Consider the following 14,397-nt stretch of genomic DNA (forward strand, 5'->3'; position numbering starts at 1 on the left):
TGTCATCAAAATTTACCGGATTCAAGTTTCTTACAAAAGAAATCAACCTTTTTTTGAATGGTAGCATCTTCTCTTAAGCCCCTTTCAACTGCGCCGATTGAATGAAGGGCAGTGGCATGGTACCGGTTGAAACTTTTCCCTATAGTTTGGAGGGATAAATCTGTGTACCTTCGTGACAGATAGATAGCGATCTGCCTGGGCTGAACTATGGTTTGTTTGCGTGAACGTGATTCAATATCGCTGACTGAAATCCGATAATTCTTGCATACGAGTTTTTTAATACCACTTAAGGTAATCGTTTTGCGATTGCGAACGATGTTTTTAACCACACTTGCGGCAAGGCTTAAGTCAAGAGGCACACTCAACAGGGAAGATTTGGCGGCAACGCCAAACAGCCCGCTTTCAAGTTGTCTAACGTCATCGGTAAGTTCCGAAGCCAAATAACCGGTGACGTCTTCGGGTATATGATACCCTTTTGCCTTTGATTTTTTCTTTATAATCCTTACCCTTGTTTTAAAATCCGGAGGGTCAATGGTTGAAATAAGACCGCTTGACAGACGTGATCGTAATTTATCATTTAATTTGGGGATATCGGCCGGCAGATAACAACTGGAAAAAATAACTTTCTTATTTGATTCAAACAGACTGTCCAGCGTTAATGCAAGCTCTATCTGGGTGCGTTCTTTTCCGGTCAGATAATGTACATCTTCTAAAAGCAATACGTCACAATTGTTTCGGTACTTGCTTTTGAATTTTTCAATACAATTATTTCTAAAAGCTTGAATCATCTCGTTACTGAAGTCTTCTGCAGTCACATAATAGACACGATCTTTCGGGTATTTGGCCAAAATTTGATGCCCGATGGCTTGGGACAGATGGCTTTTGCCCATTCCAGTATGCGACAATAAAAACAGGGAATTCTGGTAGGTATCTTTTTTTGAAGCCAGTGACAATGACGCTGAATAAGCAAAATCGTTATTATTTCCAACGACAAACTGGTCAAAGGTAAATTCCTTTCGTAAAAAGCACCCCTTGCTCTGGCAAACATTCATATTGGGAAGGGATAGTTGAAGTTTTTTATTTGCTTTTTGGCGGTGATTGCCTTTCCCGTTTCCATTGAGAACAGTAATTGAAAACCGGCAGTCTTTGCCAAAAACCTTTTTTACCTCTGAATCAATAATAGAGCTATAGTGGTCCTGTACCCGTTTCCGGGAGAAAGGATTGGGAGATGATACCACCAGACAATCTTTGTCATTTTTAATATATTTTAAAGGTTCAATCCACATTCTAAAACTATGGCCGGGAATATTCTCTTTTACCACAGCTTTTATTTCATTCCATGCAGCTTCCATAGTATTTTTTGCTTTGATTTTGCTTAAGAAAGAAATTAACGCGTTGTTTTTAAATGAAAAATATGTAAATAATAACGAAGTCAAACGGTTTGGCAGGTTTTTTTCCAGATTTCTTAAAAGCCGCTCAAATTGTGCTTGAATGTTTAAGACATCTTAGAAGGCATGTCAAACCCGGTAAACAGGGTTTATTCTCTCATTGAAACCAAGTTATGAACATTTTTTAACATTCTGTTATTATTATTATTATCCAATATAAAACAGACAAGGTCTCTTAAATCCAACCTTTTAATTATTGGTATTTTTTTTAAGCATTTTAGACATATCCATCAGTGTTAACAAAATGATACAAAAAGATAAACCTTCTAAAATCTAACAATAGCTTTTATTTTCTTCCATTTATGAATAATTTATCGCCAGAAAAATTTATTTTTTTATAGCAAACTATCGGTCGGAATTTGTTGATAAAAATTTATTTGCTCTGTAAAATAAATCGAGTGATCTGGAAAAAAAGTCTGGGGTTTAATATTTTTCATCATCTTAGATGTCCAAGTGGATCGACTAAAGACCGGTAGAAAAAGGATTTTAATATGAAAAAATATCGTCCACTAGTGGGGATCACCATGGGCGATCCCGTCGGCATAGGCCCTGAGATCATACTTTTAGCTCTGGCCGATCCTTTGATTTATAAGTTGTGCAGGCCGCTTGTGATCGGGGATATGGAAAGGTTAAAGGTATTAAAAAGCAAGCTTGGTTTTAATGCGGTAGAAGAGCCAAGGAGCGGGGTATATCAATGTGGTTGGGTGGATGTTGTCAGCACCTTTAAACTCGACACGGATCAAATATTTTGGGCCCAGCCCACGGCATTAACAGGAAAGGCGATGATAAACTATGTGACCTCGGCCATAGACATAGCGTTACAGGGAAGAATTGATGCAATGGTTACATGCCCCATAAACAAGCAGGCCATGCATATGGCAGGTTTCTTTTATAACGGACACACCGAAATTCTGGCGGAAAAGACAAAAAGCGCCGGTTTTGCCATGATGCTTGCAGGAGAGAAACTCCGGGTGGTTCTGGTCACCATACATATTCCTTTAAAAGATGTCCCCCACGCGCTTTCCCAAGAAAAGATACTGCAAACCATCACCCTGACAGACTCTTTTCTGCGTACACGCATGGGAGTGGAAAATCCGAAAATCGCTGTTGCCGGACTTAATCCCCATGCAGGCGAAGGAGGTATGTTTGGAGATGAAGAGCAGCGCTTCATACTTCCGGCGGTTAACCTTGCAAAAGGTCAGGCGCTTGATGTCCACGGACCTTATCCACCGGACACAATATTTTATCATGCGCAAAAAGGTCTTTATGATGCGGTGATTTGCATGTATCATGATCAGGGACTTATTCCTTTTAAAATAATTCATTTCACCGATGGCGTAAATACAACCCTTGGTCTTCCCATAATCAGAACTTCTGTTGATCATGGGACAGCCTATGATATTGCAGGCAAAGGTAAAGCCGATCCGGGCAGTTTGACCGCCGCGATAAAAATGGCAGCTGCCCAGGCGGCATTCGCAGGTAAAAAATTTTAACTTTGCTCCAATTTACTCGAGGGATCGGGAAGTTTCTTATCAATGGCCTTTTTTGTAAACCGTTTGAGCTTTAATGATTGTTAGTTTTTCGTCCGGAGAAGCGCCCATTTGCCCGTATCAGCCTTAACAATCATTTCGAGAAACTGGCGTACGGTCCGCCTGAGGTGGACTGAGATTCGATTTGTACCAGCCCCAAGGGACAGAACCCCACGGCAGCATTGATCGTTTCTGTCTGTATGGATTTAACTGAGAAGATAGGGGGCGTGTACAGAGTGCTGGACTTAATTGTTAAGGCTGATACGGGCAAATGGGCGCTTCTCCGGACGAACTGAGTAGAGATTGAAAAACTCCCCGACCCCTTTAATTGGAGAATTGGCGATGTTGAATAATATAAAAACGATGCAATCCAATAAAATCATTATACGGGGTGCCAGACAGCACAATTTGAAGAATATCAACGTTGAGCTGCCGCGAAATAAGCTGATTGTGATTACCGGCCTTTCCGGATCCGGGAAATCGACATTGGCTTTTGATACGCTTTATGCCGAAGGACAACGAAGGTATGTCGAGTCTCTTTCCACCTATGCCCGCCAGTTTTTAGAGCGGATGGAAAAGCCGGATGTTGATATGATTGAAGGCCTTTCCCCGGCCATTGCAATTGAACAAAAAACAGCCAGTCACAACCCACGATCAACCGTAGGAACCGTTACGGAAATATATGATTATCTCAGACTTCTGTTTGCCAGGGTTGGAACACCCCACTGCCATAAATGCGGGAAACCGATTACCTCGCAAACCATCGATCAGATTGTCAGCCAGGTTTTGTCTCTTCCTGAAGGAAGTAGAATTATCATCCTGTCCCCAGTGGTTTCAAATCAGAAAGGCACCCATGAAAAACTATTTAAATGGCTGAAAAAGGAAGGCTTTGCCCGTGTCCGTGTAGATGGAAACACCTTTGATATAGAGGAAGTTTCTGTGCTGAAAAAAAATATCAAGCATACCATCGATGTCATTGTGGACAGGCTGGTGGTAAAACAAAAGATTAAAAATCGACTGGCCGATTCCCTGGAACTGGCCCTGGCACAGTCAGGCGGACTTGTTGAAGTGGATGTTCTTGACAAAGAGCCGATTTTATTCAGCGAAAAGGCAGCATGTATCCATTGTGGCATCAGTTACCCTCAATTTACCCCTGCCAGTTTTTCTTTTAATTCACCCCAGGGCGCATGTCCAAAATGTGACGGACTTGGCTCAACAACGGAATTCGATCCTAACCTTATCATCCCCAATCATGAACTTTCATTAAGGGAAGGGGCGGTGGCCATGTGGGCCAACAGAAATTCGGTGCACTTCACCGACTTTCTGGATGCACTTACCGCGCATTACGGCGTAGATATCTACACACCATATAGAGAGCTTCCGGATCATTTTAAAAATGCCCTTTTATACGGTTCCGGAAAAGAAGAAATCACCTTTTATTTTGAACAGAATGGTCGTCGTTTTAAGTATAAAAAAACCTTTGAAGGCGTTATTAATAAACTTAAGCGGCGTTATATGGAGACTGATTCGTCCTGGGCCAGAGATGAAATAAGGCGCTATATGAATTTTAAGCCATGCCCTGAGTGTAAAGGTGAAAAATTAAATCAAGCAAGCAGATCTGTAAAGGTGGGAAACTTTACCATATCTGATATAACCGCACTTTCAGTTGCCAAAGCGCACTTATTCTTCAGGCAGCTCAAACTGACGGGAAAAAAGGGAATAATAGCCGAAAGAATTCTTAAAGAAATCATCGAAAGGCTTGGCTTTCTTGAGAACGTAGGATTGTCCTATCTTACTCTTGACCGGTCGGCTTACACGCTGTCCGGCGGTGAAAGTCAGAGAATCCGTCTGGCAACACAGATCGGATCGAAACTAACCGGTGTTCTCTATGTTCTTGATGAGCCCAGCATCGGACTTCACCACCGGGATAATCAGCGGCTTCTTGGGACCCTTTTAAAAATGCGTGACCTTGGCAACACCGTGCTGGTTGTAGAACATGATGAAGAGACAATCCTTGCTTCGGATTATGTAGTAGACATGGGCCCCATGGCCGGAATGAACGGCGGTCAGGTGGTATTCGCCGGCACGCCCCAAGCGCTTGTTAAAGATAAAAATTCACTCACCGGACAGTATATTTCAGGTAGAAAACGCATTGTAGTTCCCTCCAAACGTCGCTCAGGAAATGGAAAAAACCTCATCATAAAGGGAGCTTCAAAAAATAATCTTAAAAATATAGATGTCGGCTTCCCTCTTGGCCGTTTGATATGTGTGACAGGGGTGTCAGGTTCGGGAAAATCAACCCTTGTTCTGGAAACACTGTACCGTCTTCTGGCACAAAAGCTTTACCATGCCAGGATACCTGCCGGTGACCATGGGGACTTTCTCGGACTTGAGTATATTGATAAGGTGGTGAATATCGATCAATCTCCCATCGGGAGAACCCCTCGCTCAAATCCGGGCACCTATACCGGCGTTTTTACATTTATCAGAGAACTTTTTTCCAGAACCCCTGAAGCCCGCATCCGTGGATATAAACCCGGACGGTTCAGTTTCAATGTAAAAGGGGGAAGATGTGAGGCCTGCAGGGGTGACGGAATTATTAAAATTGAAATGCATTTTCTGCCGGACGTGTTTGTTTCGTGTGATGTGTGCCACGGAAAAAGATATAACCGCGAAACCCTTGAAATCAAATACAAGGGAAAAAATATTGCGGACATTCTTGATATGACGGTCAATCAGGCCTATGCTTTTTTTGAAAAAATTGGAAATATCAGGGCAAAGCTCCAGACTCTGGTTGATGTTGGTTTGGGCTACATCCATATTGGTCAACAGGCGACTACTCTGTCAGGAGGAGAAGCCCAGCGGGTAAAGCTTTCCAGGGAGCTTAGCAAACGGGGGACAGGTCAAACGGTGTATATCCTTGACGAACCGACCACCGGGCTGCACACGGATGACATAAAAAAACTTCTTAATGTATTAAACACCCTGGTGGAAAAAGGAAATACGGTCATTGTCATAGAACATAATCTTGATGTTATAAAGACAGCCGATTATATTATCGATCTTGGCCCCGAAGGGGGGGATGAGGGGGGATATATAGTCGGATGCGGCACTCCGGAGGAAATAACTAAAGTTAAAACATCTTATACCGGACATTTTTTGCAAAAGGTTTTATAAATAATAGCCGTTCAAGAGTTGAGACTTGAAATTAGAAAGCAGATATTGGAATGAAAAAAAACGAGTTTACGAGCTGGAACCATACAAACTGGCAGATGCCTTATTAGATATGGTCTGGTATGATACTGACAAAAGGAACCTAAAGGTTCAGGAAACCATTGTCTATCAGAAGTACAACATAAGGAAAACCAAATTACCAATTTCTATTTTCAGATTTCGGTGTTCCGTGGACGCTCACTGTAAATAAAACAGGGCTTTGTTTAACAAACAAAGCCCTGTTTTGTTTTAAATAGAAAAATCTTTTTTAGCGAGCAAACAGCCCTGCAATCGAAGCTGCCTGCGGATGCGCGTATATAAGGATCAGTGAAACAACCAGTGCATAAATACAAAGTGATTCGATCATGGCAAGACCGATCAGCATGGTCACCGTCACCTTACCTGACGACTCGGGGTTTCTGGCAATACCCTCAACGGCGGATTTAAGACCAATACCCTGGCCAATACCACAACCAAAGGCTGCAATTGCAATGCCAAAACCAGCCGCAGTCACACATGCAATAAAAAACTCCAAAGCTTTTAATTCCATAACTCTATCCTACCTCCTTTGTTAGATTTGTTGGGCTTCTTCCATTAACCCATTAACAAATTGATTTAAACACCAATGATCAATATTATTCAGTCGTTTAAGCATACACAGAACTAGTGTGCATGTTCCATGGCGCCTGAAAAATAAATGATCGAAAGTAAAAAGAATACAAATGCCTGAACAAGGGCCACAAAGATGCCGAGCGCCATAATCGGAAGTGGGGCAAAAAATACGCCTGCCAAACCGAAAAGAATGCTTAAAACAATTTCATGCCCCATCATATTGCCGAAAAGACGAAAGGTCAAAGAGAGTATTCGGGCAAGGTGGCCAATGACTTCAATGATAAATATTAATGGACTCATCCACCATACGGGTCCCAGAAAATGCTTAATATATTTTACCCCATGGTATTTAATACCGATAATGTGGGTGAAGATAACAACTGTTAAAGCACATGAAAGGGTGGTGTTTATGCTAGCGGTCGGAGGAAAGAATCCGGGAATAAGGCCAAGCAGATTGCAGGTTAAAATATAGATAAATACAGTCGCAACAATGGGAAACAGCCACCTGCTTTCCTCTCCGGCAGTATCCACCATAAACTCTTCGATACCTGAAACAACGACTTCAAAAAAATTCTGTCCCTTTCCTGGAATCATGCTTATACCTTTGACCGCAATGGCACCAAGAACGATAAGAATAATTATCACCACCCAGGAATAAATCACATGGGGATACGCATGGGCAAAGTGACTCAGACCGATCCACTCAAACAGCTTGACAAAAAAGAGATATGGATGTTCCATCCTTAAACCGCCTCCTTGAATATTAGTTTTGTTAGTTCATACATGGTGGCTAGGGTAATGCTGGCCACCACCACTGAAAGGCCCACAATAAGCCCCAGTGGATGAACGAGTTTTTTTGATATAAGCACAAAAATAATAAATCCGCTGGCTATAAAACGAATATAGTATTTGGCTAAAATTACATTGTGAGACGAAAGTTTCGGGGGGGTTAAAGCATTTTTCAATGTCCTCGACAGCAGGTGGAAATTCACCGTAACGATCAGGCCTCCGAAGATTATCCCTCTGGCAAAATCAGCAGGTGTCGTTATTACGCCTAAAATGGCTGCAATAAAAAACAAAATCCAGTTGGTGCATGTGACGAATTTAACCAGTCGCTGCTGTATTTGCATGGGTTATAATTTTCTGCTTTTTTTTATGGCGAGCCCTATATTTCTGTATCCTGCCGCAATTCCAAGCCCAAGTCCGATGAGCGTCAACCATGGAGTTGTATGAAAAACGTATCTGTCAAGATATACTCCAACGGCAAGGCCAATCACTATGGAAAGGGATATGGAAAAACCCAGACTGCTATAATAAGCAAGTTCCCGTATATAACGTCTGGTTTCTCTTTTCATGTAAAAAAGGATACCTTTTTGGGTAAAAAAGCCCAAACCGTACTTTTTTGACGGGAGACCAAGTAACATATGTTCATTGGCAAGTCAATGCTAAATTGACAATTTTCTCTATTACAATTTAATGTCACTTGCATTAAAAACCGGTCCGTCAACACACGCATGCAGATACTTTTTTGAGGTTCCTACCGACTCAACCGCACATCCAAGACATGCTCCCATACCGCAAGCCATCACGGTTTCCACCGAAACTTCGCACTTAACGGCAAACTTTCGTGCAAGAGCGATTACAGCTTTTAGCATTTCAGGCGGTCCGCATGCATAAAGAATATCCGGCGGTTTTTCAGCCAGCGCCATTTCCAGAACATGGGTGACCATACATTTGCTTCCAGCACTGCCATCATCTGTGGTCGGTTGAACACCCATTTTAAGCTGAGCAAAATCATCCACACACAAAATATCATTTTTTGATCTTCCGCCTAAAAACATTCGACATAATGAAATATCCAGCTCATTATTTTTTAATTGGGAGGCCAGAAAAACCATGGGGGCCACCCCTATTCCACCCGCCACCATAAAAATGCGTGTCATAGTCTTCGGAATACTGAATCCGTTGCCCAGGGGACCGAGAATGTCTATCCAATCATTTTTATGCAGCATCGATAATTTTTTGGTAAACTTTCCAACCACTTTGTAAAGAATTTCAATACCCATGAATGATTCACTCCCGACAATAAGCCTGTGTATTGAAAAAGGTCTGCGAAGCAGAGGCTCAGTACCACCGCAAAGACGCAACATGACAAATTGACCTGGTTTTGCCTCGGAATATTCTCCAAGACAACTCAAGCCGATTTTGAAATATCCCGGCCCGATTTTCTTATTCCACAAAACCTGAATTTTTTGCTGAATCAATGGCAACCTCTTGATTTAAATTATTTTTCTTCGGAATAAATCCATTTTCTGATTTCCGGCACCACGCTCTCACCCCACTTGGGTGAAACTCTCAATTTTATGAATTCATTAAAAAGCTTATCAATCAGCCGGGTTACTTTTTCGTAAAGATAAGTCTTTTCCAGCACCCTGCCTTCAATATCTTCACCTGATTCCACCATGGCTGTTTCCGGGAGTTTCAAATTGCTGATATTCATACTTTCGCCTTTTATGGTAAAACGCCACTGATGGTCACCGGATTTAAATAAGAGATTCATCTCGGTGACCACTGCACCTTTGCCCAGTGACAGGATACCTTCTTCAAGACCGGCGTCATCCCCCAGTATGGTAATTGTTTCAACGGCATCATTGATTTTATTTTCCAGTACAATACGGTTGCCGATATTTAAAAATACAAGATCCTTTTCAATTTTTTTCAGTTTTTGCGGATCATTTTCTACTATGAACCACAACCAGGTTAAGAACTCGTTACCTAAAAACTTGTAGCGACTATAAGCAAAAGCAATATCAAGCATTTTCAAAGGCCTCACTTGGTGAATTTTGTGGTAGCAATATTTGACAGGATATCCCTCTCCCCATGATTAAGATTTGCCGTCGAATCAGCCATGGTGTATGGAAAAAGCCGGATTGGCGTCATATTGAAAGATTTGGCAAAAAGAGTTTCAAATTCCTCATTGGCGGATTTCAGGCTGGAAAAAAACCATATGTGGGCATCTTCATAGTTCCACAGGATGTCATACACATTCGGTGTTGCAGGGATGCGGAGAACAAGGGCATTTATTACCCGGTCCTTAATCGCCTTTTTTTCATCTTTGGAAAAATATCTTCGCCCGCTAACAGTTAGCAATTTGGCCTCCTCAATTGCGATCTGTTTTTTTATTACTTTCGCTGGTAAAACTTTCCGGTCAATTCGCATGGAAAAAACCATATAGGTACCGATGGAAAAGGAAGACCCTCTAAAATCCGGTTTAAAAGGATTTTCAAAAGATGTCCATCCGACCGTTTTTTCAACCGGATTTCCGTCTATCTCAGAGATGATGTTTTTTTTTAATCCATCCGTAACGGTCTCAATAATCTGTCCCTCAAACTTACCATCGACTTTATACTGTGCCATGGAAACTGTTTTTGATAATAAGCCCATTTTAGCTCACTTTCGTATTTGCTTAATTTATATCACTTCAGCGTAAAATGATTTATATCTGTTAACCATAAAATGAACAAAAGTACCTATTACATTTGATGAATATTGTGAACTTTATTTTTATCTTCCAACCCAAATTTACACAAGCATTAAAATATATGAATCAGTAGTTCTACCGGGTTCCTTGGTTCGACATAATCTTTCCGTAATGAAACTGTGTACAGACGACCTTTCCCCTATCGTCGAAGGAAATGCCTTCCTGTTCCAGCAAAATCCGTTTCATTTCAAGCCCTCCCTGATAACCGCCAAGCTTTCGATCTGAGCGAATGGCTCGGTGACAAGGAATGATCAGGGGAAAGGGGTTGTTCGCCAGGGCATTTCCCACCGCGCGTGCTCCGTTTCTTTTTCCCAGATATTTTGCGATGAGTTGATAGGTACTGATGCTCCCCCTGGGAATTCGGTGCTCTGCGCGTAGAACTTTTTGTTGAAAATCAGTGCACAGGTTTAGAGCTGCTATTTTCAGCGAAAATTTGATCTCTTCCCCTTCAAGGAAACCTTTGATTTCAGCAGCGACATCGTCGATTTTTTTACAGGACGATGTTTTCGAATTGGGAAAAAGTTTGAGTATCTGATCTTCAGCGGAAAGCCTAGGTTTGGAGAGCAAAATTCGTATGATCCTGGGATGGTCATTGAATTCGGTCCAGATTAGACCCACGGGTCCGAAAGGTGTTGGTTTTATAATATTTTTATTCATAAACCAAACGTCTCCAACAGGATCCGAGCTACCGGTTTTCGAGTGTCGCCATTAAGCGGATGTTTAAAACATTTCATCTGAGATGTTCCCATCACAAACTTTGGTGACCGGTCCGGTCATGGTGGCTTCAAAATTATCGTCAACATGGATGTGGATTTGTCCACCCGGCATATGTACGGTAATATCAGAATTGCACAGGCCAAGTTTGCGGGCAACTGCCGCTGCAGCTGTACTACTGCTTCCGGAAGCCAATGTGTAACCTGCTCCACGTTCCCAAATCTCAATGCGGATGTTGTTGCGATTCATGATTTTCATGAACTGAACATTGGTACGATTGGGAAAGCGAGGATCTGCCTCAATCAACGGGCCGTATTGCCGGGCTTCCTCCGGCGTTGGTTGGCTCGAGAGCACCACACAGTGAGGGTTGCCGACCGTAGCGGCGCAAAACTCAAGCGAATGTCCATCGATTTCAATTGTTTCGTTCAACACCTCCCTTGGTGAACCTTTAACCGGAATAATGGTGCTGTCAAAACTGACCTTTCCCATGCCCACCTTCACGTTCCTGCCATCAGGGCTAGCCTCACATAAGGCAGTACCACCGATAGTCTCCACAGTAAATATGAATTCACTGCTTAGAGATTTGTCGATGATCGACCGGGCAAAGATGCGCAGGCCGTTGCCGCTTTTCTCTGCTTCGCTACCGTCAGGGTTAAAAATTCTAAGCCCAAAGTCACACGCTGGGCTTTCCGGAGGGCCAAACAGGATTCCATCAGAACCGATACCGTAATTTCGGTGGCAGATTAAACGAATCATATCCTGACTGATTTCATTGGTAAGGTCTGCAGGATGAATGACGATGTAATCGTTACCCAGCGCATGATATTTGGTGTATTTCATTTCATACTCCGCCGGTAATGATTAAAGAACCGTACCAATTTTTGCCGATATTCGTATTTATGTTGTTCGTCGGTAAATAATTGTAAATGTTTACATCCTTTGATGATCCATGCGGTTTTGGGCGTCTTTGCCTTTTCATACAGGAGCTCGCTGTGGTGGTATGCCACATAAGCATCCTGGGTGCAATGAATCAATAGCAGCGGAATCGGCGAAATTCGATCTATAAATTCACCAGGGCTGTAACGATCTGTAACTGCTAAAAAAGATATTAGCCGAATCTGCAGGGGGAGGCAGGGTACATTCCCCATTTTTTTCCGAACAGCTGAGATCATCATATCCTGCGCCTCCTGCCTGTAAGAAAAAAAAGCGCCTTCAATCGCCATTGCGCGTATTTGCGGAAAATCATTTTTCGCAATGGCTACAATGGCATTAACCCCACCAATGCTTTGGCCGAAAACAAAGACATTGCGATGATCAATATCCGGTTTTGACATGATATACTCAATCGCTGCCACAGAGTCTTTATAAATACCTCGGCGGGAAGGAATACCCATAGAGCGGCCATACCCTCGATAATCGAAGGTAAACACATTAAACCTTTCAAACGGGAGCCAGTAAATCTGTTTGAAATAGTAGCTCAGATTTCCAAAATTGCCGTTAAAATGGATGACTGTCCCGGCCGCATCTCCCACGGCCGGAACAAACCAGCCGTATAACATAATGCCGTCTTTGCTTGGGAAAAGCACCTCTTCGTATTTAAGGCAGTATTGATCAGGCGTTTCATACAGGGTTTGGTTGGGTTTATAAAAACTGCTGTTAAAACATCCTGAAAGAAGCAGCAGTGTCATGACGCATAAAATAGCTTGAGCTGTTCTCGCTAAGGAAATGATATGAATTTCAGTCAGAATAAACATTACCTTATCCTTTTTTCCTCAAGCGTCTCTCTGCTATGCTTTTCCATTGGTAAAGACAGGGATTTCGACATTTAGTCCGTTTTTATAATATAACAGCATAACCGGCACCAGTCGTACCGGTTTTCCTTCACTTGACTCTTAATACCGTTTTCTATTCAATTATTCAATGGTATTTAAAAGTGAATTTTTCATCCAACCAGATGGCAGGATTTCATATGTACTTTTCCGAATATTACCTTTATTCTAATGGAGGTCTTGATGGTTTCCTCGCCAATATGATTCCCGCCGCTAAAATCATCGCACCGCCAATGAATGTGGTCACAGTCATACCTTCATTAAAAGCGATCCAAGCCAAAGCAACCGTAACCGGTGGTTCAAGAGTCGAAAGCATGGATGAGTGGACCGGTCCGATCCGCTTGAGTCCTTCAAAAAAAGTTACAATGGCAATCACGGTGGAAAACACCACAATGCCGCCCACCGCGCTCCATCCTGCCACCTGTGCGGGAAATTGGGCGCCGCGAATCAGAATTCCTATGGTATATACCGCACCGGCAGACATCGTGATGATCGTGGAGGTGGTGATAACGTCAGTGTTTGGCATAATCCGGGAACCGGTGATGATATATGTCGAATAGATGAAGGCGGCGGCTACCCCCAGAATAATCCCCAATGGCTTCCCCCCGGTTTCAAGACCGATCACGCAGACCGTGCCGGTTAACGCCAGAATCAGGGCAATGATTTCAGCACCGGTGATTTTCTGTTTTAAAAACAGGACGGAGAATCCGGTGACCAAAGCCGGGTACAAATAAAGCAGGATGGCCACGGTTCCGGACGGGGCATAAAGCAGTGCGGTAAAATAGGTAAAAGATTGGCCTGCGTATCCGATCCCACCCATTAGAATCGATATGATCAGGACCCGTCCTTTGGGAAACCGGGCATGGCGAAACATACTGTAGATGAGCATCATTGCGCTGGCCAGTGTGAATCTCAGAAACAGGAGGGTGATCGGTTCGGTTCCATACGCATAGGCATAATTGGCAAATATCGGCATGGCACCGAATCCGGCAGCAGAAATCAGTATACAAATGATCCCCCAAAAGCGCGGGTGCGATGAGCGGCTTGAAGTGGAAGTCGGGTTCATTAAACAGTATCAAATCCTTCAGTGACAGGGTCCGACGAATAGAGTCATGTGAAATAAGTTTAAAAGATTCTTTACCTAAAAGAATTTGACAAACGCATTTGGATCGGTGTTTTTATTACATATCGTTCGATAACAGAGGTGTGGCTTCTTTTTCACTGCATTCTACGATTTCGATATATTTTGCCATAGTCATTTTTCTTCCTTAAAAAGTAGAGTTTTACATTCTAACAATTTGGCAATAATATGGTTAAGCCCACCTGTCGTATCTATTCCCGATTGTTGTAGCATAATAGCAGGATAGCATAGCTCAAACACTCTATCAACTTATAAACTGTATAAACCGATTCACCCTTATTTGATGCGATAGTCATTTATCTGAACAAATATCTTGATTATTGATTCTGACACTTTTTAATCTCCTCTTTGCAGCATCTTATTTCATAGA

General features: G+C 42.5%; 14 protein-coding genes. 2 read left to right on the forward strand and 12 right to left on the reverse strand.

Features of this window, described 5'->3' with window-relative positions; genetic code table 11:
* Positions 1 to 5 precede the first annotated feature (5 nt).
* On the reverse strand, positions 6 to 1,352 hold the full coding sequence (dnaA, locus tag SWH54_13070; GenBank protein ID MDY6792186.1) for a chromosomal replication initiator protein DnaA: 1,347 nt from the start codon (positions 1,350 to 1,352) through the stop codon (positions 6 to 8).
* 587 nt (positions 1,353 to 1,939) lie between these two features.
* Between dnaA and pdxA the strand changes: the two genes are divergently transcribed.
* Both pdxA and uvrA read left to right on the forward strand, forming a co-directional pair.
* Complete coding sequence (pdxA, locus tag SWH54_13075; protein ID MDY6792187.1) at positions 1,940 to 2,941, forward strand: 4-hydroxythreonine-4-phosphate dehydrogenase PdxA; 1,002 nt, start codon at positions 1,940 to 1,942, stop codon at positions 2,939 to 2,941.
* Positions 2,942 to 3,340: 399 nt separating this feature from the next.
* Positions 3,341 to 6,154, forward strand: a complete 2,814-nt coding sequence (gene uvrA, locus SWH54_13080) for an excinuclease ABC subunit UvrA (protein MDY6792188.1) — start codon at positions 3,341 to 3,343, stop codon at positions 6,152 to 6,154.
* 304 nt (positions 6,155 to 6,458) lie between these two features.
* Here uvrA and atpE read toward each other — a convergent pair whose 3' ends face one another.
* The 11 genes from atpE to SWH54_13135 all read right to left on the reverse strand — a co-directional run bounded on the left by atpE (position 6,459) and on the right by SWH54_13135 (position 13,952).
* A complete protein-coding gene (gene atpE, locus SWH54_13085) occupies positions 6,459 to 6,740 on the reverse strand; it encodes an ATP synthase F0 subunit C (protein MDY6792189.1) in 282 nt (93 codons plus the stop codon).
* A 113-nt stretch (positions 6,741 to 6,853) separates the two neighbouring features.
* The gene (gene atpB / locus SWH54_13090; GenBank protein MDY6792190.1) at positions 6,854 to 7,543 is read right to left on the reverse strand and encodes a F0F1 ATP synthase subunit A; all 690 of its coding nucleotides are present in this window, start codon (positions 7,541 to 7,543) and stop codon (positions 6,854 to 6,856) included.
* Positions 7,544 to 7,545: 2 nt separating this feature from the next.
* Complete coding sequence (locus SWH54_13095; protein MDY6792191.1) at positions 7,546 to 7,932, reverse strand: ATP synthase subunit I; 387 nt, start codon at positions 7,930 to 7,932, stop codon at positions 7,546 to 7,548.
* Between the two features lie 3 nt (positions 7,933 to 7,935).
* Positions 7,936 to 8,157 (reverse strand): AtpZ/AtpI family protein, encoded by a 222-nt coding sequence (locus SWH54_13100; GenBank protein MDY6792192.1) that lies wholly within the window; start codon positions 8,155 to 8,157, stop codon positions 7,936 to 7,938.
* Between the two features lie 111 nt (positions 8,158 to 8,268).
* Positions 8,269 to 9,066, reverse strand: coding sequence for a dihydroorotate dehydrogenase electron transfer subunit (locus tag SWH54_13105; GenBank protein ID MDY6792193.1), 798 nt, complete (start codon positions 9,064 to 9,066; stop codon positions 8,269 to 8,271).
* A gap of 20 nt (positions 9,067 to 9,086) precedes the next feature.
* On the reverse strand, positions 9,087 to 9,620 hold the full coding sequence (locus SWH54_13110; protein ID MDY6792194.1) for a hypothetical protein: 534 nt from the start codon (positions 9,618 to 9,620) through the stop codon (positions 9,087 to 9,089).
* Between the two features lie 11 nt (positions 9,621 to 9,631).
* Positions 9,632 to 10,246 (reverse strand): recombination-associated protein RdgC, encoded by a 615-nt coding sequence (gene rdgC, locus SWH54_13115; protein ID MDY6792195.1) that lies wholly within the window; start codon positions 10,244 to 10,246, stop codon positions 9,632 to 9,634.
* A gap of 172 nt (positions 10,247 to 10,418) precedes the next feature.
* The gene (locus SWH54_13120; GenBank protein ID MDY6792196.1) at positions 10,419 to 11,000 is read right to left on the reverse strand and encodes a methylated-DNA--[protein]-cysteine S-methyltransferase; all 582 of its coding nucleotides are present in this window, start codon (positions 10,998 to 11,000) and stop codon (positions 10,419 to 10,421) included.
* A 63-nt stretch (positions 11,001 to 11,063) separates the two neighbouring features.
* The gene (gene dapF / locus SWH54_13125) at positions 11,064 to 11,897 is read right to left on the reverse strand and encodes a diaminopimelate epimerase (protein MDY6792197.1); all 834 of its coding nucleotides are present in this window, start codon (positions 11,895 to 11,897) and stop codon (positions 11,064 to 11,066) included.
* Positions 11,894 to 12,811: an alpha/beta hydrolase gene (locus tag SWH54_13130; protein MDY6792198.1), complete on the reverse strand. Its 918-nt coding sequence runs from the start codon at positions 12,809 to 12,811 to the stop codon at positions 11,894 to 11,896. Before SWH54_13130 ends, dapF begins: the two co-directional genes overlap by 4 nt.
* A 238-nt stretch (positions 12,812 to 13,049) precedes the next feature.
* Positions 13,050 to 13,952, reverse strand: coding sequence for a DMT family transporter (locus tag SWH54_13135; GenBank protein ID MDY6792199.1), 903 nt, complete (start codon positions 13,950 to 13,952; stop codon positions 13,050 to 13,052).
* Positions 13,953 to 14,397: the final 445 nt, after the last annotated feature.

The sequence above is a fragment of the Thermodesulfobacteriota bacterium genome (assembly GCA_034189135.1).
Lineage (GTDB): Bacteria > Desulfobacterota > Desulfobacteria > Desulfobacterales > JAUWMJ01 > JAUWMJ01.

Excerpts from the sequence above, each read along its gene's own strand:
- dnaA (MDY6792186.1), bottom strand. The coding sequence starts at position 1,352 with ATGGAAGCTGCATGGAATGAAATAAAAGCTGTGGTAAAAGAGAATATT.
- pdxA (MDY6792187.1), top strand. The coding sequence starts at position 1,940 with ATGAAAAAATATCGTCCACTAGTGGGGATCACCATGGGCGATCCCGTC.
- uvrA (MDY6792188.1), top strand. The coding sequence starts at position 3,341 with ATGCAATCCAATAAAATCATTATACGGGGTGCCAGACAGCACAATTTG.
- atpE (MDY6792189.1), bottom strand. The coding sequence starts at position 6,740 with ATGGAATTAAAAGCTTTGGAGTTTTTTATTGCATGTGTGACTGCGGCT.
- atpB (MDY6792190.1), bottom strand. The coding sequence starts at position 7,543 with ATGGAACATCCATATCTCTTTTTTGTCAAGCTGTTTGAGTGGATCGGT.
- SWH54_13095 (MDY6792191.1), bottom strand. The coding sequence starts at position 7,932 with ATGCAAATACAGCAGCGACTGGTTAAATTCGTCACATGCACCAACTGG.
- SWH54_13100 (MDY6792192.1), bottom strand. The coding sequence starts at position 8,157 with ATGAAAAGAGAAACCAGACGTTATATACGGGAACTTGCTTATTATAGC.
- SWH54_13110 (MDY6792194.1), bottom strand. The coding sequence starts at position 9,620 with ATGCTTGATATTGCTTTTGCTTATAGTCGCTACAAGTTTTTAGGTAAC.
- rdgC (MDY6792195.1), bottom strand. The coding sequence starts at position 10,246 with ATGGGCTTATTATCAAAAACAGTTTCCATGGCACAGTATAAAGTCGAT.
- SWH54_13120 (MDY6792196.1), bottom strand. The coding sequence starts at position 11,000 with ATGAATAAAAATATTATAAAACCAACACCTTTCGGACCCGTGGGTCTA.
- dapF (MDY6792197.1), bottom strand. The coding sequence starts at position 11,897 with ATGAAATACACCAAATATCATGCGCTGGGTAACGATTACATCGTCATT.
- SWH54_13130 (MDY6792198.1), bottom strand. The coding sequence starts at position 12,811 with ATGTTTATTCTGACTGAAATTCATATCATTTCCTTAGCGAGAACAGCT.
- SWH54_13135 (MDY6792199.1), bottom strand. The coding sequence starts at position 13,952 with ATGAACCCGACTTCCACTTCAAGCCGCTCATCGCACCCGCGCTTTTGG.